Source organism: Bacteroides sp. AM16-13 (genome assembly GCF_003602705.1).
In the GTDB taxonomy this organism is placed as follows: Bacteria; Bacteroidota; Bacteroidia; order Bacteroidales; family Bacteroidaceae; genus Bacteroides; species Bacteroides xylanisolvens.
Genome location: NZ_QTLK01000011.1, coordinates 91,320 through 115,981, shown reverse-complemented (window position 1 = coordinate 115,981; position 24,662 = coordinate 91,320). Strand labels below are relative to the sequence as shown.

At 39.4% G+C, this 24,662-nt stretch carries 13 protein-coding genes; all 13 read left to right on the top strand.

The features are described from left to right. Positions 1–187 precede the first annotated feature (187 nt). The 13 genes from DW173_RS10990 (at position 188) to DW173_RS10930 (ending at position 24,661) form a co-directional block, all read left to right on the top strand. Positions 188–712: an RNA polymerase sigma-70 factor gene (locus DW173_RS10990; protein WP_004312117.1), complete on the top strand. Its 525-nt coding sequence runs from the start codon at positions 188–190 to the stop codon at positions 710–712. A gap of 77 nt (positions 713–789) precedes the next feature. After that, positions 790–1,020: a hypothetical protein gene (locus DW173_RS10985; RefSeq protein WP_004312118.1), complete on the top strand. Its 231-nt coding sequence runs from the start codon at positions 790–792 to the stop codon at positions 1,018–1,020. 12 nt (positions 1,021–1,032) lie between these two features. After that, on the top strand, positions 1,033–3,597 hold the full coding sequence (locus tag DW173_RS10980) for a glycoside hydrolase family 38 C-terminal domain-containing protein (protein ID WP_120144447.1): 2,565 nt from the start codon (positions 1,033–1,035) through the stop codon (positions 3,595–3,597). An 18-nt stretch (positions 3,598–3,615) separates the two neighbouring features. After that, positions 3,616–5,955, top strand: a complete 2,340-nt coding sequence (locus tag DW173_RS10975) for a GH92 family glycosyl hydrolase (protein WP_120144446.1) — start codon at positions 3,616–3,618, stop codon at positions 5,953–5,955. Positions 5,956–6,003: 48 nt separating this feature from the next. Then, positions 6,004–9,093, top strand: coding sequence for a discoidin domain-containing protein (locus tag DW173_RS10970; RefSeq protein WP_087317499.1), 3,090 nt, complete (start codon positions 6,004–6,006; stop codon positions 9,091–9,093). A gap of 45 nt (positions 9,094–9,138) precedes the next feature. Continuing rightward, entirely contained in the window at positions 9,139–10,545 is a 1,407-nt protein-coding gene (locus DW173_RS10965) for an SGNH/GDSL hydrolase family protein (protein ID WP_087317501.1), read from the top strand. Positions 10,546–10,554: 9 nt separating this feature from the next. Further along, positions 10,555–13,230: a family 78 glycoside hydrolase catalytic domain gene (locus tag DW173_RS10960; protein WP_087317503.1), complete on the top strand. Its 2,676-nt coding sequence runs from the start codon at positions 10,555–10,557 to the stop codon at positions 13,228–13,230. A gap of 1,033 nt (positions 13,231–14,263) precedes the next feature. Beyond that, entirely contained in the window at positions 14,264–16,408 is a 2,145-nt protein-coding gene (locus tag DW173_RS10955) for a TIM-barrel domain-containing protein (RefSeq protein ID WP_087317505.1), read from the top strand. Positions 16,409–16,614: 206 nt separating this feature from the next. Then, on the top strand, positions 16,615–18,456 hold the full coding sequence (locus tag DW173_RS10950; RefSeq protein WP_008020712.1) for a RagB/SusD family nutrient uptake outer membrane protein: 1,842 nt from the start codon (positions 16,615–16,617) through the stop codon (positions 18,454–18,456). Positions 18,457–18,483: 27 nt separating this feature from the next. Further along, positions 18,484–18,939 (top strand): DUF5004 domain-containing protein, encoded by a 456-nt coding sequence (locus tag DW173_RS10945; RefSeq protein WP_008020714.1) that lies wholly within the window; start codon positions 18,484–18,486, stop codon positions 18,937–18,939. A 15-nt stretch (positions 18,940–18,954) separates the two neighbouring features. Next, the gene (locus DW173_RS10940; RefSeq protein ID WP_008020716.1) at positions 18,955–20,019 is read left to right on the top strand and encodes a DUF4961 domain-containing protein; all 1,065 of its coding nucleotides are present in this window, start codon (positions 18,955–18,957) and stop codon (positions 20,017–20,019) included. Positions 20,020–20,053: 34 nt separating this feature from the next. After that, on the top strand, positions 20,054–22,885 hold the full coding sequence (locus DW173_RS10935; protein ID WP_008020719.1) for a SusC/RagA family TonB-linked outer membrane protein: 2,832 nt from the start codon (positions 20,054–20,056) through the stop codon (positions 22,883–22,885). Between the two features lie 12 nt (positions 22,886–22,897). Beyond that, a complete protein-coding gene (locus DW173_RS10930; protein ID WP_008020720.1) occupies positions 22,898–24,661 on the top strand; it encodes a RagB/SusD family nutrient uptake outer membrane protein in 1,764 nt (587 codons plus the stop codon). The last annotated feature ends 1 nt before the right edge of the window (position 24,662 follow it).

Genomic DNA, 24,662 nt, shown 5'->3' with positions numbered 1-24,662 from the left:
TCCGGTTTACCAAAACTAAAAAATGGTCTTATTGTAAATTGTTGATTATTAAACGTATATGCAATAATTGACTTATAAAACGTTTACTTTCCCGCCTACTTCCACTAAGAAGTAGGCTTTTTTCATCTCTATATTTGCATCACAAGATTTTTGATAACTGAATACTAATCTAAAGAAACACACAACTATGAGTTTTTCAGAATTGTATCTTATTTATTATCCCAAACTAGTTCGGTTTGCAAAAGAATTTGTGATGTCGGAAGAGGATGCTGAGAACATAACGCAAGATGTGTTTACAGACTTATGGGAAAAGAGAGAGTCAATGAATCATATTGAGAATATGAATGCTTATCTTTTCAGACTTGTGAGAAACAAATGTTTGGATTATTTAAAGCATAAAGTATTCGAGCAAAAGTATGTCGAGAATGTGAAGGCTTCTTTTGAGATTGAGTTGAATCTGAAATTACAATCTTTGGATCGTTTTGATGTATATGATATATCAGAAAGAAATCAGATGGAGAACCTGATACGGGATGCTATCAATAGTTTGCCTAAAAGATGCCGTGACATATTTTTGTTAAGTCGCATGGAAGGATTGAAGTATAGGGAAATATCCGAACGTTTGGGCATTTCGGTAAATACAGTGGAATGTCAGATGGGAATAGCACTAAAAAAGTTGAGAGCAAAACTCAATGTAACATTGGCTGCATAACTTTTTAATGAATTTATCGGTGTTTTTTAGGGGTATTTATTGAGATAATCGTTCTTTGATAAAAAAGGACTGTGTATATGGAGAATTGTCTGAATAAATATTTTGCGGATGAATTTACTTCTGATGAAAAAACAGAGTTTCTCATAGAAGTGGAAAACAACGAAAGGCTGAAGGAAGAATTTATAGAAAATCAGACTTTGCTGGCACTCGTTGATTGGATATCTCCGGAATATGAAAATAATAAAGAAGTTGTCCAACATAAATTATATGAATTTATGTGTAGAATGGAGCAACACAAAGATAAATAGGTTTAGGATACCATGAATAAAATTTATATCATATTACTGACTGTTTTCTTTTATACAAATGTTTATTCTCAACAAGCTTATTTTGTTGATGGGTATCATGGCGGGATATATGGACATTATCCGGTAAAGTGGAAAACTCAATTCATTGTGGATCAGCTGGCTATGCATCCGGACTGGCGGATTTGTATGGAGATAGAGCCTGAAACATGGGATACAGTCAGAGTACAGACTCCGGAGGCTTATTTGCGTTTTAAAGAGATGGCTACTAGTAATCAGGTAGAGTTTACGAATCCTACTTATGCACAGCCTTATTGTTATAATATCTCGGGAGAGAGTATAATAAGACAGTTTCAATATGGTATTGCTAAAATAAACAAACATTTTCCGGGGGTGGATTTTGTAACCTATTCGGTAGAAGAACCTTGCTTCACAAGTTGCTTGCCACAAATCCTTAAACAGTTCGGCTTTAAATATGCTGTATTAAAATGTCCCAACACCTGTTGGGGAGGGTATACTGCTGCTTATGGCGGAGAATTGGTTAATTGGGTGGGACCGGACGGGACTGCAATATTGACCGTTCCCAGGTATGCTTGTGAAAAACTAGAGCCGGGATCAACTTGGCAGACAACTGCTTGGGGAAATTCGGATGCTTATTTAAAAGATTGCCGTAACGCAGGTATCAAACACCCCGTTGGTATGTGTTTTCAGGATGCCGGATGGAAAAACGGCCCATGGCTGGGAAGTGGAAAGAACACAAAAAATAACTCTATATATGTGACATGGAGAGATTACATTGAAAATGTCTCCATTGGAAAAACGGATGATAACTGGTATTTTTCACAGGAAGATATACATGTGAATCTTATGTGGGGAAGTCAGGTTTTGCAAAAAATAGCGCAAGAAGTACGTGTTTCAGAAAATAGAATTGTCATGGCAGAGAAAATGTCTGTAATGGCTTATCTGGAAAATAAATATATTTGTCGACAGGCAGATATGGATGAGGCTTGGCGTACACTGATGTTGGCACAACATCATGATTCGTGGATTGTGCCTTATAATGGACTGAATAGAAAAGGAACATGGGCTGATCAGATTAAGCGATGGACAGACAGTACCAATCATCTTGCAGATGGAATTATTAAGGCATCTATGCGGAGCTTTAATGAAAAGTTTATTCCGCAAAATAATGCTCAACAGCAATATATGCGTGTTTTTAATACATTAGGAATGAGAAGAAAGGAAATCGTAAGTGTTCTTCTGCCTACGGAATCTGAAAATGCGGATTTAAGTGTTTATGACTGGAAAGGTAAAGATATAGGTTGTTTGGTAGAAAATGAAGGTAAAGAGATAAGATTATTTTTTGAGGCAGAGATTCCTCCCTTTGGTTATTCCACGTATTGTATAAAAAAGAAAGAAGCCGGTAAGAAAGAGGCTTCGGAGAGTAGATTCGTTTTGGAAGGTAATAAGGTGAATAAACAGGAATACGTGGTTGAAAATGATATGTATAAAATTGTTTTTGACTTATCAAAGGGAGGAACCATAAAAAGCCTGATAGCTAAAAAAGAAGGGAATAAGGATTTTGCAGGTAAAACGGAGAAATATGCTTTAGGGGAGTTACGAGGCTTTTTTTATGAAGAAGGCAAATTTCGTTCTTCTATAGAGACTCCGGCTAGGCTGACAGTAGTAAGGGATAATGTATATGAGCAAAAAATTAAGATAGAGGGTGAGATTGCTTCCCATCCGTTTACACAGGTAATCACTCTCACTAAAGGAACGAGACGAATCGATTTTGATTTGACGGTTGACTGGAAAAAGAATGTAGGTATTGGTGAATATAAAGAGGAACGTTGGCGTGATAATCGTCGGGCTTATTGTGACGATCGGTTTAAACTAAGTGTATTATTCCCGACTGATTTACATTCTCCCCGTGTTTATAAAAATGCACCGTTTGATGTATGCGAAAGCAAACTGACTGATACTTTCTTTGGTTCTTGGGATCAAATCAAACATAATATTATACTTCATTGGGTTGACTTGGCTGAACAGGAAGGCGACTATGCTCTGGCTTTATTATCAGACCATACTACTTCTTATTCTTATGGAGAGGACTATCCATTAGGACTGACTGCTCAATATTCGGGTGGAGGACTTTGGGGACCTGATTATAAAATAACACACCCTTTGAGGATGAAGTATGCAATTATACCTCATCGTGGCAAATGGGACAAAGCATCAATCGCAGATGATAGCGATTGTTGGAATGAACCATTGCTGCATTCTTGCTATCCAGTGGCAAAACCGGAATCGAAATCATTTATTGATTTACAGAATACTGGTTATCAAGTGAGTGCTCTTCAAATGAAAGATGGAAAGGTACTATTGCGCCTGTTCAATTCTGAAGGGAACGAAAAATTACAAAAGGTTACCATTGACATGCCATTATCCGGTGTGGAGGAAGTTGATTTGAATGGACAATGTATCGAAAGAAAGAAGATAAAAACACGTGCAGGTAAATCGGAAATGATGATTTCAATGCCTCGTTTTGGTATTAAGACTTTCGTTCTTAGTTTGACTTAAAATAATTAGATTATTGTTATGTATAAAGCGACTGCTAATCTTTTAATTGTTTGCTTTTTGTGTTGGATGACGGGTTGCTCATCAACCAATACCGTATCGGAAGATTTGGTTCCGACCGATTATGTAAACCCGTTTATTGGTGCCAGTACTAGTGTAGGGGCTGCCGGTGTTTATCACGGATTAGGTAAAACTTTTCCCGGAGCTACGACTCCGTATGGTATGGTACAGGTTAGTCCTAATACAATAACGGGAGGTGATAACGGTTCCGGATACAGTGATGAACATAAGACAATCGAAGGATTTGCCTTTACCCAGATGAGTGGTGTGGGATGGTTTGGTGATTTGGGCAATTTTCTTGTGATGCCTACAACTGGTGAATTATATAAAGTGGCAGGTAAAGAGAATAATGATAGTATAAAAGGATATCGTTCGGCTTATAACAAAGCCACTGAAACGGCTAAGGCCGGATATTATTCGGTAGAATTGACTGATTATCATATCAAAGTAGAAAGTAGCGCGACACCACACTGTGGAATTTTACATTTTACTTATCCTTCTAGTGACCAATCGCGTATTCAGATTGATTTAGCTCGTAGAGTAGGGGGAACATCTACTTCACAGTATATTAAAGTTGTAGATGATTATACAATTCAAGGATGGATGAAGTGTACACCTGATGGTGGTGGATGGGGTAATGGTGAAGGAAAAGCCGATTATACCGTTTATTATTATGCACAATTTAGTAAACCTTTGACTAATTATGGCTTTTGGAGTGCAGATATTCCCGAACATTGGGTTCGGAAACGTGATGAAGTAGTGAGTATTCCTTATTTGACTCGTGTATCACAAGCTCCGGTTATAAAAGACAAGAAAGAACTGACGGGTAAACATCTAGGCTTTTTTACTGAATTTCCAACGAAGGAGGGAGAGACTGTAGAGATGAAAGTTGGTATCTCTTTTGTTGATATGGAGGGTGCTGCAAATAACTTTGAACAAGAAATAGCCTCTAAAAATTTTGGACAAGTAAAGCAGGAAGCTACTGAATTGTGGAATAAAGAACTTAATCGTGTCCGGATATCCGGTGGTACGGATGATGAAAAAACGATATTCTATACTGCCATGTATCATACGATGATTGATCCTCGTATCTATACAGATGTAGACGGACGTTATGTAGGCGGTGATTATAAAATACATACGGCTGACAGCACTTTTACAAAACGTACTATATTCAGTGGATGGGATGTATTTCGTAGTCAGTTTCCTTTGCAGACTATAATTAATCCGCGTTTAGTAAGTGATGAACTGAACTCATTGATTACTATGGCAGATCAGAGTGGGTGCGAATACTATGAACGTTGGGAATTGCTGAATTCCTATTCCGGCTGTATGTTGGGAAATCCTGCTTTGTCTGTTTTGGCGGATGCTTATATCAAAGGGATTCGTACGTATGATGCAGAGAAAGCATATCATTATGCCATTAACACATCCCGTCGTTTTGGTAATGATTCATTGGGGTATGCTCCGGAACCATTGAGTATTTCAACCACTTTGGAGTATGCTTATACTGATTGGTGTATATCTCAATTAGCGAAAGCTATGGGGAAAGAAGACGATGCCAAATGTTTCTATGAAAAGGGACAGGCATATCATCATATTTTTGATAAAGAAAAGGGATGGTTCCGTCCCCGTAAAGCAGATGGTACATGGGTAGAATGGCCGGAGAATGCACGTCTTAAAGAATGGTATGGGTGTATAGAAGCAAACTCTTATCAGCAAGGTTGGTTTGTACCTCACGATGTTCCGGGAATGGTGAATTTGATGGGTGGTAAGGAGAAAGTTATTGCGGATTTAACAGATTTCTTTAATAAAACTCCTTCTAATATGCTGTGGAATGAATATTATAATCATGCGAATGAACCTGTGCACTTCGTTCCTTTTTTGTTCAATCAGCTTGAAGTTCCCTGGTATACTCAAAAATGGACACGCTATACATGTGAAAAGGCTTATGCAAACAAAGTTGAAGGGATTGTTGGCAATGAAGATGTAGGTCAGATGTCGGCGTGGTATGTGTTGGCTGCTTCCGGTATTCATCCTTCCTGTCCGGGAAATACACGTATGGAGATTACAAGTCCGGTTTTTGATAAAGTAGAGTTCAATCTTGATCCCAGCTATTATACTGGGAAGAAATTCACGGTGATAGCTCATAATAACAGCATAAATAACGTCTACATACAAAAGGCCTTGTTGAACGGTCAGGAATACAATAAATGTTATCTTGATTTTGCGGACATTGCAGCCGGAGGTACATTAGAGCTGTTTATGGGTGATAAACCTAATGTTGAGTGGGGACTTTGATTGAATAACATACTCTAAAACAAATTGTTACTTTAAAATCTTGATAGTATGATGAATAAACTTGGGCTTATCATTGTATCGGTTATATTAGCTCTAATCCAGACAGGGTGTGCAGAGCAGAGTACATGGATGTCTTTGAACAGCTCTAATCCTCGGATTATCTGGGAAGTGAAACCCCAGGCAGATTTAGAGAACATAACCGGAGAGCAGATTTCTACTCCGGAATTTAAAATGTCCGATTACGTTAAAGGTGTGGTTCCCGGAACTGTTTTTACTGCTTATGTTGAAGCAGGAATCGTTCCAGATCCTAATTATGCCGATAATATTTATAAAGTAGACGAAACGTTTTATAACCGTCCTTTCTGGTATCGTACGGAATTCGAACTTCCGTCTTCTTATTCGGAGGGGAAGCGGGTATGGCTTCATTTCGACAATACGAACCGCTTTGCCGATTTCTATTTTAATGGCGAGAAGATATCAGGAACAAAAACATCTACTAAAGATGTAAGCGGTCACATGTTACGTTCGAAGTTTGATGTAACTAATCTGATAAAGAAATCCGGTAAGAATGTAATAGCTGTTCTGATTACCGATGCCGATCAGAAAAAGACGCGTAAGGCTAAAGACCCGTATGGAGTTGCGTGTAGCCCCAGTTATCTGGCTGGTGCCGGTTGGGACTGGATGCCATACGTACCGGGACGTCTGGCTGGTATCACAGGCAATGCTTATCTTGTGGTAACGGGAGATGTAGTGATGGAAGATCCTTGGGTACGTTCAGAGTTACCGACCTTGCAGAAAGCAGAGCTTTCTGTCTCAACAGATATTAGAAATGCTTCTTCTTCCCCCAAAGATGTCGTTGTATCCGGAGTGATTCAGCCGGGGAATATTTCTTTCTCTAAAGACATTCGGGTAGAAGGAGGAACAACAGCCAGACTATCTATTAACAAAGATGACATAGCGCAATTGGTCGTTGACCATCCGAAACTTTGGTGGCCGAATGGTTATGGTGATCCCAATCTTTATACTTGTAAGCTGACTTGTTCTGTAGATGGAAAAGTGTCGGATGTAAAAGAAATGACATTCGGTATCAAGAAGTATGAGTATAAAATGGTTGATAATGTAGTGGGATATCCTGTTCTTACATTCTTTATCAACGGACAGAAGATCTATCTGAAAGGTGGAAACTGGGGAATGAGCGAATATCTGCTTCGCTGTCAGGGTAAAGAGTATGAAACGAAAATCAGACTTCATAAGGAAATGAATTACAATATGATCCGTCTATGGACCGGTTGTGTTACTGATGATGAGTTTTATGATTATTGTGATAAATATGGGATTATGGTATGGAATGATTTCTGGTTATATGTAGCATACAATGACGTGGCGCAACCGGAAGCATTTAAAGCGAATGCCCTTGATAAAGTCAGACGTCTTAGAAACCATCCTTCTATTGCTATTTGGTGTGGAGCAAATGAAACGCATCCGGCACCTGATTTGGATAATTACCTGCGTGAAATGATTGCGAAGGAGGACAATAATGACCGTATGTATAAGTCTTGCTCCAATCAGGATGGATTGTCCGGAAGTGGTTGGTGGGGAAATCAACCTCCAAGACACCATTTTGAAACTTCAGGCAGTAATCTGGCATTTAATACACCGGCTTATCCATACGGTATTGATCACGGTTACGGTATGCGTACAGAAATAGGAACGGCCACTTTCCCCACATTTGAAAGTATCAAAGAGTTTATCCCGGAAAAAGACTGGTGGCCTCTGCCTACTGATGAGCAGTTGAAGAATGATGATGACAATGTATGGAACAAACATTTCTTCGGTAAGGAAGCGTCTAATGCCAACCCGGTTAATTATAAGAATTCAGTGAACACACAGTACGGAGAATCATCCGGATTGGAAGAATTCTGCGAGAAAGCGCAAATGCTGAATCTCGAAGTGATGAAAGGTATGTATGAGGCTTGGAACGATAAGATGTGGAATGATGCAGCCGGACTTCTGATCTGGATGAGCCATCCGGCTTATCCCTCGTTTGTATGGCAGACTTATGACTATTATTATGATCCTACAGGTGCTTATTGGGGAGCAAAAAAGGCTTGTGAACCTTTACATATCCAATGGAATGCTTCCAATAACAATATAAAAGTAATAAATACTACAGCAGAGGACTTGAAAGGTGCAATAGCTAAAGCTACAATTTATGACCTGAATGGAAAAGAAGTGCCTGCATACGGACAGACAAAACAGGTCGATGTGGCAGCCAGCAACATTGCAGAAGCTTTTTCTTTGAACTTTAACCCTTTCAATCTGGCTTATGGAAAGAAGGCTGTAGCTTCTTCTTCAACAGGTGCCTCTAAAAGTGCTTCAATGGTTACTGACGGAGGAGCCGGAAGTCGTTGGGAAAGTGCATACAGTGATCCTCAATGGATATACATTGATCTTGGTAAAGAAGAAAAGATAGAAAAGGTTATTTTGAAATGGGAGGCAGCTTGTGCTAAGAAATACGAACTGCAAGTATCGAATGATGCGCAAGAATGGAAAACCGTTTATGCCAACAAAGATGGAAGAGGTGGTACTGAACAGATTGAATTGGAACCTGTTACAGCACGTTATGTGAAATTGGCAGGCATCAGCCGTGCCACACAGTTTGGATATTCTTTGTTCGAATTCGAAATCTACGGTGAGAAACCAAAAGAGATAGAAGAACTGACTCCGCTTCATTTTATCAAGTTGGAACTGATAGATGCCAAAGGTAATTTAATCTCTGAAAACTTCTATTGGCGGAATGGCGTGAGAGATCTTGACTATACATTGCTGAACACACTTCCGGAAGTTGCTTTGTCTTGCCGATTGGTGGATAAATCGATGTCTGACGGAAAGATAAATATAGCTGTAAAGAACAATTCCGAGACTGTGGCTTTTGCTAATCGGGTGAGGCTTGTTAATAAGGCTACGCAAAAACGAATACTTCCAATTATTATGTCCGATAATTATGTGACGTTGATGCCGGGCGAAGAAAAGGTTATCACTATGGAGGCGACTCCCGAACTGTTGAAAGGAGGCGTAAGTGTATTGGTGAAACAGTATGGGAAAGCAGAGAAGAATAAGCTGGATATAGCAGATTGATTGTTGTACGGTTATCTTTATGGTTTGATTAAAAGAATAAAGAAAATGGCTAATAGACTAAAAATGAGGATACTTTTGTTGTTATCTTTAGTTTATATAAATTGCGATTACTTACAGGCACAAACAACAATACCTCGGTTTGAAGAAGGGGAACGTGTGGTATTTGTAGGAAACAGCATTACTCACGGCGGACATTATCATTCATTTATCTGGTTGTATTACATGACTCGTTTCCCGGATAAACCGATTACTATCATGAATGCCGGAATTGGTGGAGAGAGTGCGTGGGATATGAAGGATCGCTTGGACTATGATGTTTTCAACAGGAAACCAACTTATGTGACTCTAACTTTCGGTATGAATGATACCGGTTATGATATTTACATGAAAGACGATGCAAAAGAACTGTCGGAACAACGGATTGCAAAGTCATTGGAAAGCTATCGGGAAATAGAAGAACGCTTACTGGCTAAAAATAAAATAAAGAAAGTTTTGATTGGTGGTTCTCCTTATGATGAGACTTCCCGGTTTAATAATTTTATATTGCATAATAAGAACAACGCCATTTTAAAAATCATAGATGCCCAACGTACATCGGCTAAAAAGAATGGCTGGGGTTTTGTTGATTTTAACCAACCGATGCGTGAGATAAGCAGAAAAGAGCAGGAGGCAGATTCTACATTTACATTCTGCAGGATAGATAGAATTCATCCGGATAATGACGGACAGATGGTCATGGCCTATTTGTTTCTGAAAGCACAGGGACTGGCTGGGGATGAAGTGTCATCAGTATCTATTGATGCATATCATTCATCTGTAATAACCCATAAGAACTGTAAGATTTCAAAACTAAAAAAGAGCGGAGCTGATCTGACTTTTGATTATCTGGCGTATGCTCTTCCTTATCCGCTGGATTCTATTTCTAGAAGTGGCTGGGGAAATAAAAGGTCACAACGTGATGCAATGCAGTTGGTTCCATTTATGGAAGAGTTTAATCAGGAACGTTTTCAGGTAACAAACTTAGAGAAAGGAATGTATCGGTTAACTATAGACAATCAGTTTATTGACAATCTCTCATCCGAAAAGTTGGCGAATGGAGTGAATTTGGCAGATTACCCGAATACTCCCCAATATCAACAAGCTGCGAAAATCATGTATCTGAATGAAGAACGATTTGAAGTGGAGAAACGTTTCAGAGAATACTTGTGGACCGAATATTCATTCCTGAAAAAAGAAGGATTACTGTTTGCTGATGATCAGAAAGCTATCGATAGGCTAAAAGAGTACTTACCTAAAGACGGGTTTCTTAGGATGAGCTACGATTGGTATATAAAAGCGATGAATCCCGAAATACGGGAGGTTTGGAGCAATTATATGAAGACTATTGTTGAAACAATTTATAAAATCAATAAACCTGTCACTCATAAAGTGAGGCTGGTAAGAGTTGAATAATAATAGAAGATGAATAGAATGAAACGATTATTATGTTTAGTTTGTTGTTTCTGTTGGCTGTCTGTGATAGTGTATGGAAGTAAGAAAATATCTACTTTCTATTTGGCGGAATTAAAATGTGAGAATCTTATTGATCCTTTGGGGATTGATAATGTGACTCCTCACTTCAGTTGGAAGTTAAAGGGGGACGGCTGGAAAGGCGGGCAAACTTATTATGAAATACAGGTAGCTTCGGATAGTATTCTGTTGGTGCAGGATAAAGCTGATTTATGGAATACCGGGAAATTGAAATCCAATGCTTCGGTTATGGTACCTTATCAGGGAAAGGCTTTAACTTCTCGTTCTTTGTGTTATTGGCGGGTACGCGTTTGGGATGTTAAAAAACAAGCTTCATCATGGAGTCCTGTTGCCCGTTTTGGAGTTGGCATCTTGGATCAGTCACAGATGAAAGGAGAATATATAGGGGCTTCTGTTGAAGGTGGTAAGATTTGTGCTTCTATTCTTCGCAAGAAAGTGAAATTGACTCAGGGAGAGACTTCTTTCCTGCATGTAAATACGTTAGGTTATCACGAAATTTATATCAATGGGAGAAAGGTTGGGGAGGACGTTCTGACCCCTGCTGTATCACATTTATCTAAACGTTCACTAATTGTTACTTATGATATTACTCCTTATTTAAGAGAAGGAGAAAATGATCTGCTTATCTGGCTGGGACAAGGTTGGTATAAAACGACGACTTTCGGAGCAGCTTATGAAGGTCCGCTGGTAAAAGCAGAATTGGATGTGTTGAGAAATGGTAAATGGGAAGTCGTAACGAAGACAGACGGATCATGGTACGGACGTGAAAGTGGCTATTCTGATACAGGTACTTGGCGTGCTTTGCAGTTTGGAGGTGAGAGGGTGGATGGAAGGATTCTTCCGCAAGATCTTTCAACACAAGCTTTAGATAAAATGAAATGGACTCCTGTTGTGAAAGTGAATGTTCCCGATCATATCGCTTCCCCTCAAATGTGTGAGATAAACAAGATACATCAGATTTTGCAGGCTGTTTCTGTAAAGAAGCTGGGTGAAGGTCTCTGGCTGGTAGATATGGGAAAGGTTCAGACCGGATGGTTTGAGATGCAAATACCTATATTGCCGGCAGGTCATGAAGTTATTATGGAATATAGTGATAATTTGACGAAAGACGGTGAATTTGACAAGCAAGGTGAAAGTGATATTTATATATCTGGTGGTAAGCAAGGAGAATACTTCAGAAATAAATTCAATCATCACGCTTTTCGATATGTGCGCATCTCCAATCTTCCTCAAAAACCGGAAACAGCTGCTATGAAATCTCTGCAGATTTATGGAGATTATAAACAGACCGCAACTTTTGAATGTTCGGATGCCGACTTGAATGCTATTCACCAAATGATTCAGTATACGATGAAATGTCTGACTTTTAGTGGATATATGGTAGACTGTCCGCATTTGGAACGTGCAGGATATGGTGGTGATGGAAACTCCTCAACGATGTCTTTGCAAACGATGTACGATGTAGCTCCAACATTTGAAAACTGGGTGCAAACATGGGGAGACTCCATGCGTGAAGGAGGAAGTTTGCCGCATGTTGGTCCTAATCCGGGTGCCGGTGGCGGCGGTCCGTATTGGTGCGGATTCTTTGTACAGGCTCCCTGGAGAACGTATGTCAACTATAATGATCCCCGCTTGATTGAGAAATATTATTCTCAAATGAAAGAGTGGTTTAAGTATGTTGATAAATATACAGTGGATGGTTTGCTGAAACGTTGGCCCGATACCAAATACCGTGACTGGTATTTGGGTGATTGGCTGGCACCTATGGGAGTAGATGCAGGTAATCAGGCTTCAGTGGATTTGGTAAGTAACTGTTTTATCAGCGAATGCTTGAGCACTATGTATAAGACAGCCATAACATTAGGAAAAAGAGAAGAGGCGGAAGAGTTTGCTATGCGTAGAGAAAAACTCAACAAGTTGATTCATCAGACGTTCTACCGTGAGGATGAAGGGATCTATTCTACCGGCTCACAGTTGGATATGTGCTATCCTATGTTGGTAGGTGTTGTACCTGATTCTTTGTACAATAAAGTGAAAGAGAATGTCGTTGCCATGACCGAAGAAAAATATAAAGGACATATTGCTGTTGGTTTGGTTGGAGTGCCTATTTTGACAGAATGGGCTGTTCGGAATAAACAAGTGGATTTCTTCTATCAAATGATGAAGAAACGTGATTATCCCGGTTATCTGTATATGATTGACCATGGTGCGACAGCGACTTGGGAATATTGGAGCGGAGAACGAAGTCGTGTGCACAATTGTTACAATGGAATTGGTACTTGGTTTTATCAGGCTGTAGGAGGAATACGTCTTGACGAGGCTAAACCTGGATATCGTCACTTCTATGTCGATCCTCAAATTCCAAACGGTGTGACCTGGGCAAAAGTAACGAAAGAATCACCTTATGGCACAATTGCTGTTAATTGGAAGTTGAAAGATGATAATCAGTTGAATCTTCAATTGACAGTTCCTGCCGGAACAACGGCTACAGTTTGCATCCCTAATAATGCTGTCTCATGTAAAAAGAATAAGAAAAAAGTGAGCGTTAAGGAGCAGACTGTTGATGTAGAAGCAGGGCATTATGATTTTCTATTTAATTTGAAATAGATACCCTACTAGAGTGTATTTATGATTTTCATTTCTCATATTCTCATTCATTAATCATAAATAGCAGAAAACTAATAGAATAGACTATGAGAAATGATTTCTAAGACGGCATTTCTCATAATTTTTCCGTCAAATACCCCGTATTTTACCTTGTTTCTCATACTTGTTGGATTCATTTCTCATAGTGTTTTTCCAATCAACCTATACAAGAATAAAGAAGCAACTAGTCAACGATTATCAGGGAAGTACATATTCTTCTTGTCCCATATATTGTGGGAAGGTATTCCCTATTAACAGGGAAAAGATTCTCTTATTTTGTGGGAATAAATTCTCATAATATTAGGGAACATTTTCCCATAATATATGGGACAATCGGAACTACAGTTTATCTTCAACCAGAAAAAAGGAGAAGTATAGTATTTAACTATGAGAAATACTCTGAAATACTATGAGAATAAGGTGAATTTTAAGCTAAAATAGAAGGTGTATTATGAGAAATGCCGTCTTAGAAAGTATTTCTCATAAGCTATTTATTTGATTATTTGTTGTTTATCAGTCACCTATGAGAATATGAGAAATGAAATTTAAAAATCTTCTCTAGAGGCTGCTGAATTTTTTATTGATACATTTAAAAACGCACCGTAATAAACTAAATTATCATTTAATTTAAGTCTGTGCAGAAACAAAATTAACTTTAGGAAAATTGTCCAGTGAATGGACTTGAAGTTAATCGCCTTGATTATTATTTTTATATGATTCTTTTTAAATTTCTCTTTAGTGGTTTCTTAAATTTCAAACGTTCATAGTATAAAGTTCAATAGATATAGGTAAAAAGTTAGGATTGGTGTTTGAAATTCCACAATATTCCTCCGGTCTGTTTATTCTTCTTTTATGAGTGACCGGAGGAGTTGCTGGAAATCCTGTTTGACCAAAATGAAAATATGATATCATGAGGACTGTTTTCCAAGCTTTTGATAATGAAATTGCCAGACTAAAATCCGTTGGCGGAACTAATAACTAAAATAATATTTAAATGAGAAAAAGAATATCGTTATTGCAAATGGCTGTTTTCTTCTTTACGGCTCAGGTAGCTTGGGCAGGTAATATAAAAACAGAAAAAGTAACACTGGTAGGAAATGGAATTGTAGAATTTATCCCCGTAGGGTATGATGTTTCCCGTACGCCTTCATTAATTCTCTCCCATGAACCGGAAAAGAAAGGTGAAGTACCGGAAAACTGGAAATTAGTACCTCAATTTACGATGACTGATGGCAAGGCAAATGCCTCATTGGATGTTCCAGCCGGAACAAGTCTGTATGGAGGTGGTGAAGTGACCGGTCCGTTGCTGCGTAATGGGCAAAAGATTAAAATGTGGAATACGGATAATGGTATGTATCGGGTTGATGGTGGCTCACGTCTGTATCAAACGCATCCGTGGGTGTTGGGTGTTCGTCCGGACGGGACAGCATTTGGCGTATTGTTTGATAGTTTTTGGAAGGCTGAATTGATTACTAATTCAGATAAAATTGAATTTAATACTGAAGGAGCACCTTTTCGTACTTATATCATAGATCGTGAATCTCCGCAAGCTGTATTAAAAGGACTTGCCGAATTGACCGGTACTATAAGTATGCCTCCCAGATGGGCAATCGGTTATCATCAGTCTCGTTTTTCTTACGTGCCGGAAGCTAGAGTGAAAGAAGTTGCCAATACTTTTCGTGAAAAGAAGATACCGTGCGATGTAATATGGTTTGATATCAACTATATGGATGAATTCCGTGTATTCACGATTAATAACAGGGATTTTCCCGATCCGAAGCGCATGAATAAGTATCTGCATGATAATGGATTCCATTCCGTGTATATGATAGATCCAGGCGTAAAAGTGGATGATAACTATTTTGTATATAAAACCGGAAAAGAGCAAAATGCTTTTGTTTGTGATATCTATCGTAATGAGTTTCACGGGAAAGTATGGCCGGGTGCTTGCGCATTTCCTGACTTTACCCGTCCGGAGACGCGCACTTGGTGGTCCGGACTTTATAAAGACTTTATGGCTAATGGAATAGATGGCATTTGGAATGATATGAATGAACCGTCTGTATTTGATGGTCCTGGGGGAACGATGCCGGAGAACAATATTCATTTAGGAGGAGGCAATTTACCTATTGGTAGCCATTTAATGTATCATAACGCTTATGGTCGTCTGATGGTCGAAGCTTCTTATAATGGCATGATGGCTGCTAATCCAGGCAAACGTCCATTTCTTCTTTCCCGCTCCAATATTATTGGCGGACAGCGTTATGCAGCCATGTGGACGGGCGATAACGAAGCTACTTATGAACACATGAAACTTTCTATACCGATGTCTATTACATTGGGGTTGTCCGGTCAACCTTTCAATGGTCCGGATATAGGTGGATTTGCTGGGAATACGACTCCCGATTTGTGGGGAAACTGGTTAGGCTTCGGTGCATTTTTCCCTTTTTCCAGAGGACATGCTTCCTGTGATACAAATAACAAGGAACCGTGGGCATTTACTAAAGATATAGAAAAGGAATCACGCATGGCATTAGAACGTCGTTACCGTTTGCTGCCTTATCTCTACACTGCTTTTCATGGGGCTCATAAAGATGGACAGCCTGTGATGGCTCCGGTTTTCTTTGCCGATCCGAAAGATGAAAGTTTGCGTGCTGAAGAGCAAGCTTTCATGTTGGGGACAGACCTGTTGATAATTCCTGCATTTGCAAAGAATCCTTCTCTACCCAAAGGAATTTGGGAAAATTTATCTTTGGTTAAAGGAGATACAAAAGGTAAATATCAGGCTAAATTAAAAGTGAGAGGTGGTTCTATTATTCCAGTAGGCAAAATAATTCAGAATGTGAATGAAAATTCATTCGACCCATTGACTTTAGTTGTTTGCCCGGATGAGGATGGCAAAGCGGAAGGCTCTCTGTATTGGGACAAAGGAGATGGATGGGGATTTCAGAAAGGAGATTATAAACAGCTAACTTTTAAAGCAGAGTTAGTAGACGGGCATCATCTTATTGTAAAAGTGACAGACGATAAAGGGGAAGACCAAATTGATTTTGGAATGATAAAGGTAGAAGTATTGCATGCTGGTCATACTTATAAATCTTCTGGTGATATAGCTAAAGGCATTACAGTAAACTTATAAAAAAAAGAACGAGTTATGAAAGAATACCATTATTCAGCTACTCACGACAACAATACGTAAAAAAAAGTATTGTATTGTTTAGTGGTATATATCTTGTCAATCGTCTCAATGTAAACTTAAGTCGCGAATTGGTCTCCGCTTATTAGCTTTAATTCGTTTTATTTCTATTTGTTTGATTTGTTTAATTTAAATTTATATGTTCTACTATGAAATTGTATGTGAAATCACTATTGCTGCTCCTACTTTTAGGAACCGCTGTATCTTGTAACGACAGTTTCCTCGATCAAACCCAGACTTCAGATTTGAATCGTGAAACTGTTTTTGCAGATAGTACGTATACTGCTAATTTCCTGACTGGGATTTACACCGACATCGGGTTTGATATTAACTTCAACCGTTGGACGTACCTTTTGGCTAATGGCGGTGGTCTACAAAGTGCTTGCGATGAAGCTGAATTTTATCCTTCGTCTACCATTTGGACAAATATGATGTTTGCTACTGGTACGGTGAATCCTGTAACTGTGAGTGGTGACGCATGGGAAAAATGCTATACTAACATTCGTCGGTGTAATGTCTTTCTTGCCAATGCTGATCGATCACCAATGATAGCCAGTCGAAAAGCTCAATACAAGGCGGAGGCACTTTTTCTTCGTGCCTGGTACTACTTTATTTTAATGAAACATTACGGTGGTGTGCCTATTATAGGTAATAATGTCTACGATGCTACTTCGGAGATGAAAACGACTCGTAATACATGGGCTGAATGTGTGGAATATGTTACGCATCAGTGTGATTCTATTGTTTCGTTGAATGTACTTCCTGTTCGACGGACAGGTAATGAAAACGGGCGTGCTACATCGGCAGCCGCATTGGGGCTGAAAGCGCGTGTGTGTCTTTATGCAGCTAGCCCGTTATTTAATGGTAGTGATTTCGCTCCGGCCGAAACTAAAGAGTTGGTAGGTTATCCCTCTAATGATAAAGAACGTTGGAAAACGGCAATGGATGCAGCTCGTGCAGTAATTAATTTGGGCGCGTACAAACTTTTTATCAGAAGTACAGACTTAAATGGAGCTAGTGAACCCGGTTTTGGATTTTACGTTTTATTCCAAGCTGGTGATACACGAAATGCACAGTTAATCGATGATGACGGTGAACAACACGACGGTGCTTTTGCTGGTAATATCCTTGATCGAAAATATCCTCGCGAAAGCGGACATGAAGCTGCTTATTATCCACCTAGTGGTAGTTATTCTGGTACGCGTCATGGAGGATATATTTATAAAGACTTGGCTGATGCCTTTCCGATGATTGATGGTAAACCTATCAATGAAAGTAGTTATACATTTGATCCGTTGAATCCGGCAGAAAATCGTGATCCGCGTTTTAAGAACACTGTAATTTATGACGGTTCGTTGGTTCCTGCAGATGACTATTATGGTGCAACTACAACGGTTAATACATGGATTGGTGTAGGGCAAACAAGTGATGCTGTATATCAAGGTACTGCTACCGGCTTCTATGTACGTAAGGGATGTGATCGTTTATGTAAAGGTGGTACATGGAATCCTAGCCGTCATAATGACCCATTGATACGATATGCCGATATTTTGTTGATGTTTGCCGAAGCTGCTAATGAATATTATGGACCTGATTATGAGGAAACTATAGGTGGCCAACAATTGGGTTGCTATCCCATATTGAAACTGATTCGGAAACGGGCAGGTATTGAAGAAGGTGACGGTTGGTATGGACTTGACCCCAACATGGATCAAAAGGAAATGCGCAAAGCTATTCAAGAAGAACGTCGTATTGAATTTGCTTTCGAGGGACAACGCTTCTTTGATGTGCGCCGTTGGATGATTGCACCAACAACCGAAAGCAAAACCATGCACGGCATCGAAATTTCTCGTGCTACTGACGGAACAAAGACATGGAGAGAGTTTGATGTTCGTACTCATGTATGGCGTCCTGCTATGTACTTCTTCCCTATTCCTTATAATGAGACGGTGAAGTCCGAAGGGTTAATACAAAACCCTTATTATAACTAATACCTTGTTAATATAAATATTAAAGATATGAAACATTGCATATACTTAGTGGCAGTGACCTTATTGACCATGCTATTTATGGTTTCGTGTGATACGTTTTCCGCGCCTTTAGATCCGGATAAAAATAGGGAACAAGTAAAAGATGTATCGGGCATGTGGCAACTAACCACTGTGAGCCGTAACGGAACCGATATAACCGATGTTATGGACTTCAGCCAATTCAAAATCCACTTGAAAAAAGACGGTAACTACAGCATAGAGAACTACTTGCCGTTTGTGGTACGTCATGATGGTAAGTGGAACGTCGATGATGCTTATTTTCCATTTCACCTTTACTTTACAGAGGAAGGAACTACGTATCAAGCAAGTACAGAGATACAATTCCCTATCATCAATGGTGAGCGTAATATCATCATTACTCATAGTCCGGGATGCGTGAAAAATAGCTATACATATGTATTTAAAAAAATATCTGAAAACTAAAAAACATAGCGCTTTATGAAGAAGAAAACAACCAGTTTGCTTCAACGCAAACGACATATCGTAGCGTTATTTACTCTGTTAATAGTCTTTGTTGTGACGGGGTGTCTTTTTATAGACTCTGTCGATATCACTCAAGAGGTGGATGGACAACTGGTAGACTATGCCAAGGCAGGTACTGTAGCTACTTTTAAAATCAACGGACATATTGATGTAAATGGAGATCCTCGTAATGATAAAAGATTAGTTGTAGGATTTTGTGCCCCCAAAAGTTGGAATTTGGCACAAAATGCTAAAGTCACTTATACAGAGAATACTTTTGACCCGGATGCCGGTGAGCAAGAGATGACGTTTATCCCTTTAACCGAACAACCGTCTAATAAACCCGGACAGTCATGGTCGGCTGCTCTCATGCAGGAGTATGGTCAGGGAACAAATATTCTCGAAGATATGGAATGGGCTGCCTATTGGACAAAACCATATAATGGAGTTGCTGGACACATTGAATTTACAATCTATATCCGTGTGCCGGTAGGAACAAAAAATCTACGATTCAAGCCGGGATTCTTTATTAACAGTACAGATGATAATTTCAGTGATAGTAGTGATGCTAAAAAATATCAAGAAGGTGGATGTTTTGAAGTCGTAGAAGGCGAAGGACTTGTAACCGACTTCTGTAGTGAGCACTTCAATAAAACAACTCCGTTGACAGCATTACAAAACGACTTTATTACCTTTAGTTTTGTAGGAGGCATGGGTGAAAATAAGCTTATTGATGCTGATAATGTCTATTTTGAAGCAACAGCGATAGGTAGTGACGGACACCGTTATACTGTGAATGAGAAAAGTGCTAAAACACTGATGAAACGTGAAAATCAATATGTCAAAACATATAACATCACCTTGTGGCCGGAGGGCTTTTTTAACATTCCGGAAGGAACAGAAATTACTGATATTGAATATGCTTTTACTAATGCTGATGGTTCAATCTCGGTAACACAATCTGATGATGATTTCGTGATGTTAGGTACGCCTCTACCAGAACAGAAAGAACCATTTACGTATACATTCTATTGCGAGTGATAACCTTATACTCTACTAGATAATGAAACAGAATATGTATAAAATGATAACGACGAGCTTGCTATGTATGGCTGCCGTCGTGTTAAAGGCACAAAATACGCCGATAGATAGTGTTAGCGCAAAAAGTTCTAATTTAGGCGCGACGTCCACTATTTATACTAATGATCTGACGAAATATCAGTCGGCCACTATTCTTACCGGATTACAAGGTCGCCTGAAAGGACTTAATGTATCACCATTTCGCGGTATGATGTTGTTACGTACTGATGCCAATACTTCATCTGATATAGTAGGAGCTATTCCTAATGTAGGTGGAGGTATTTATGGAGATAATTCTGAATTTCTGATTTCTGCACGCGGACAATCACCGGTGGCTATTGTGGATGGTGTGGAGCGTGACCTTTATTCTTTAGATCCCGAGGCTATAGAATCAGTTACAATACGGAAAGATGCGCTTTCTAACATGTTTTTGGGGATGCGTAGCTCTCGTGGTACATTAATCATTACCACCAAGAATCCCGATCCGGAAGGTGGTTTTCATTTATCACTTACTGGTAAGTTTGGCATATCCAGTGCGTTGAAATCGGGGCCGAATCCCCTCTCGTCCTATCAATATGCTTACTTACTGAATGAAGCTTTGCTCAATGATGGGAAAAGTCCTTTATATAGTTATGATGATTTTGAAGCTTATCGTAATGGTACTTCTCCTTATTTGCATCCTGATGTAAACTGGAGGGATGCAATCATGAAGAACTCCACCACTTCACAAGCCTATAATTTGAATGTAACAGGGGGAGGACGAGTCGCTCAATATTTTGTGAGTTTAGGATACTACAGCGAGAACGGATTGTTTAAGACGAGCGATGCGAATAGTTATAACACAAATTTCAAATATAATCGTTATTTGATTTCTTCGAAAGTCAACATTAATGTAACCGATGAATTTAAGGTAAACATGAGTTTGTTAGGACGTGTGGAAGAAGGGACACAGCCCGGAGGAATTTCCGGTACAGGATATAGTGATCTTTTAAGCAATATATGGCAGACACCCAATAATGCTTATCCCATCTTTAATCCTGACGGTAGTTATGGTGGGAATGCATCATATACGCAGAATCTCTATGCTCAAACTGTCGGTTCCGGATATATATCGAGTAATACCCGTGATGTAGTGGGGACAATTCACTTGAACTATGATTTCAATAAATTAGTAAAAGGACTTTCCGTAGGTGCAATAGGGAATATTTCTGCTCAAGTACGTAATGCTATCGTTCGTACCAAGCAAGCACAAGTATTCCAGTATGACGTAACAGAGAGTGGCACTGATGTCTATTCAATGTATGGAAATGTTAGTTCGCAAAGTAATGATTACCGTTCGGTTTCAACTTATCAATATATGTATGGAAAATTGTATGTAGATTGGGAGCGTCAGTTTGGCATGCATGGAGTGAAGGCTTCACTGTTTGGAGATACACGTTCTATTCTGAACAATTTCGACTTGCCGATGATACCATCGAACGTAGGACAGAAAGTTGAATACAATTATGATAATAAATATTTCGCTCAAGCTGCTGTAACTGAAAGTTACTATAATCGGTATGCTGAAGGACGTCGTTGGGGTACTTTTTGGGCTGTTGGTCTTGGTTGGGATATCAGTAAAGAAAAAATCATGGAACAAGCTGAATGGATTGACCAACTCAAGCTTCGTGCTACATATGGCTATACAGGTAATGGTATTGACAATGCCGGATACTATGGTTACCTGAAACGTTATGCTGTTGATGGTGGATTCTGGTATTTAAATGGTACTTCTGGATCGAATGGAGGTTCGGTTTCGGAAATAACTCCTTTAGCGAACTCATTACTTACATGGGAGAAAGGTAAGAAATTCAATGTTGGTGTCGATGTGGCTTTGTTGAAGAACCGTTTGACATTTTCGGCCGATTATTACAACGATAATTATTATGATATGCTCCAAGCTCGCGGAAAGAGCATTGAATTGATCGGAATTTCTTATCCTGCAGAAAATATCGGTAAGGCACGTTATTCTGGATTAGAATTGGAATTAAGTTGGATGCACCGTATTGGTAAAGTGAATTATTACGCATCGGCTAATTGGAGTATGGAACAAACTAAACGAATCTTCATGGATGAGCAATATGTACCTTATGACTATATGCGTATGACTGGCCAACCAATCGGTGCTATCTATGGATTGGTTGCTGACGGCTTCCTTAGTGCTAAAGACATTGCTGACGGATATCCTGTAATGAACGGATTCGATAATATTCAAGCAGGTGATGTGAAATATGTCGATATGAATCATGATGGTGAAATTAATGAATTTGACCGTACAGTGATTGGTGGCGATAAACCGACGTGTTATTTTGGGATTAATTTAGGTCTGGAATGGAAAGGTCTGGAAGTATCTGCATTGATACAAGGAGCCTACAACCGTGATCTCTATAATAGTGACCGGACTCTACTGGAAGGATTTCAAGTTCGCGGACAAAGTTTCGGACAGGCTTATACCAATCTGTTGGACCGTTGGACACCTGAAACAGCTGAAACCGCTACATATCCGCGATTGACTGCCGGAGGTAATATGTACAACTACGGAAATAATTGGAATTCATCTCTTTTTGTTCAGAATGGGAACTATATTCGACTCAAAAATGCTGTGGTTTCGTACAAACTGCCCGAAAGCTTCTGTCGTAATTACTTAGGTGGACTTCGTGTGAAGATATTTGTGGAAGGACAAAACCTTCTTACATGGGCAGGCACTAAGTTGCAAGATCCTGAAGTGGCTTTCACCAGCTATCCGTTGCAACGTACCATCACAACCGGAATCAATCTTAATTTCTAAAAAACTATAAATATGAAACAAAATAAATATGGTGCATGGGCTATTGGAGCATGGATGCTGCTTCTGACGGCTGTATCATGTACAGATAGTTATGAGGGTACACCGGTAAACATGTTTACGGAAGACTATCTTTTCTCGAGAACTGACTCCAACGGTGTTGTTGCCCGTCAATTTCTCAATCGCATCTATTGGTATATGCGTAACGGACATAACGGTGTGAACGGAGATTACTTGGATGCTGCCTCGGATGACGCACTCTCTGTTAACTCTGGAGACCCCGATGTTTATAAATTAGCCGTAGGCCGCTATAGTGCATCTTCTACTATACCCTCGGATATGATATGGACAGATCCTTACGGATTAATTCGCCGGGTGAATATTCTGTTAAATGGTATTGATGTGGTACCTTTCAATACTACTTATATTGACGCGCTTGGTAATGCGCGTCCGCTGAATGTATCCATGAAAGCTGAAGCCCGTTTTCTGCGTGCATATTTTTATTTCGAACTCATGAAACGTTATGGAGGAATTCCCATAATTGGCGATAAAGTATATGATTTGAACGAAAACATCGAACTGCCACGTAGTACTTTTGAGCAAACAGTGAAATATATTGTAAGTGAACTGGATGCCATTAAGGATGACCTTCGTTCGTTACCCCTGCCTGATGCTGCAGCCAATGCTCATGTGGTTACAACACAGGCTGCACAAGCACTTAAGATTCGTGTGTTACTTTATGCAGCTAGTCCGTTATTCAACGAGAAGCCTGTTGAATCAGGTAATGAACTAGTAGGATATGCTACTTATGACCGTGAACGTTGGAAAACGGCTGCCGACGCTGCTCGTTCATTTATGAATGCTTATGGAACAGACGGCGGACCTCTCGGGCTTGATCCTAACTTTAAAGATGTGTTTACTAATTGGTATGACAATACCATTCATAAAGAAATGATATTCTTCCGTGAAAATGATAGCAATACATCAATAGAAACTGCCAATGGTCCGTTGGGACTTAGCGGAGCAAAGCAAGGAAACGGTAGAACGAATCCGACACAGAATTTAGTGGATGCCTTTTTGATGAAAGATGGATACTTTATCAATGAAGAAGGTTCTGCCTATGAATATGATCCCCAGCACCCATATGACAATCGGGATCCACGTTTGGAATATACCATTATACATAACGGAACCAATTGGCTTAATAATACGATGCAAACTTGGCAAGGAGGTGCTAACAATCCTTTAGGTTCATCGTACTCGCTTACCAGCTATTATATGCGTAAATTTATGGGTAATTTTGAATCTGGCAGTGAATACCAAGCTACTTTGCATAATTGGGTCATGTTTCGCTATGCTGAAATTCTTCTGAACTTTGCCGAAGCCGAAAATGAATATCTGTCTTCTCCTTCGCAGGATGTATACGATGCTATTATCGCACTACGTAAACGTGCAGGTATTGAAGCCGGCAATGATAATTTATATGGACTTAGGGATGATATGTCTCAAGCTGATATGCGTAAAGTGATCCAAAACGAACGCCGTATTGAATTAGCTTTTGAAGAACATCGCTATTGGGATATCCGTCGTTGGCGACTTGCCGAGATGATCTATGCACAACCTGTTAAAGGAATGTTCATTACGACTTCTCTAACTGGAACTACTTATATTCCACAAGATGTATTGACGGTGGATTGGGATAATAAACGTTATCTCTATCCGATTCCTTATTCGGAAGTGATAAAAAACAAAAATATGGTTCAAAACCCTAATTGGTAAT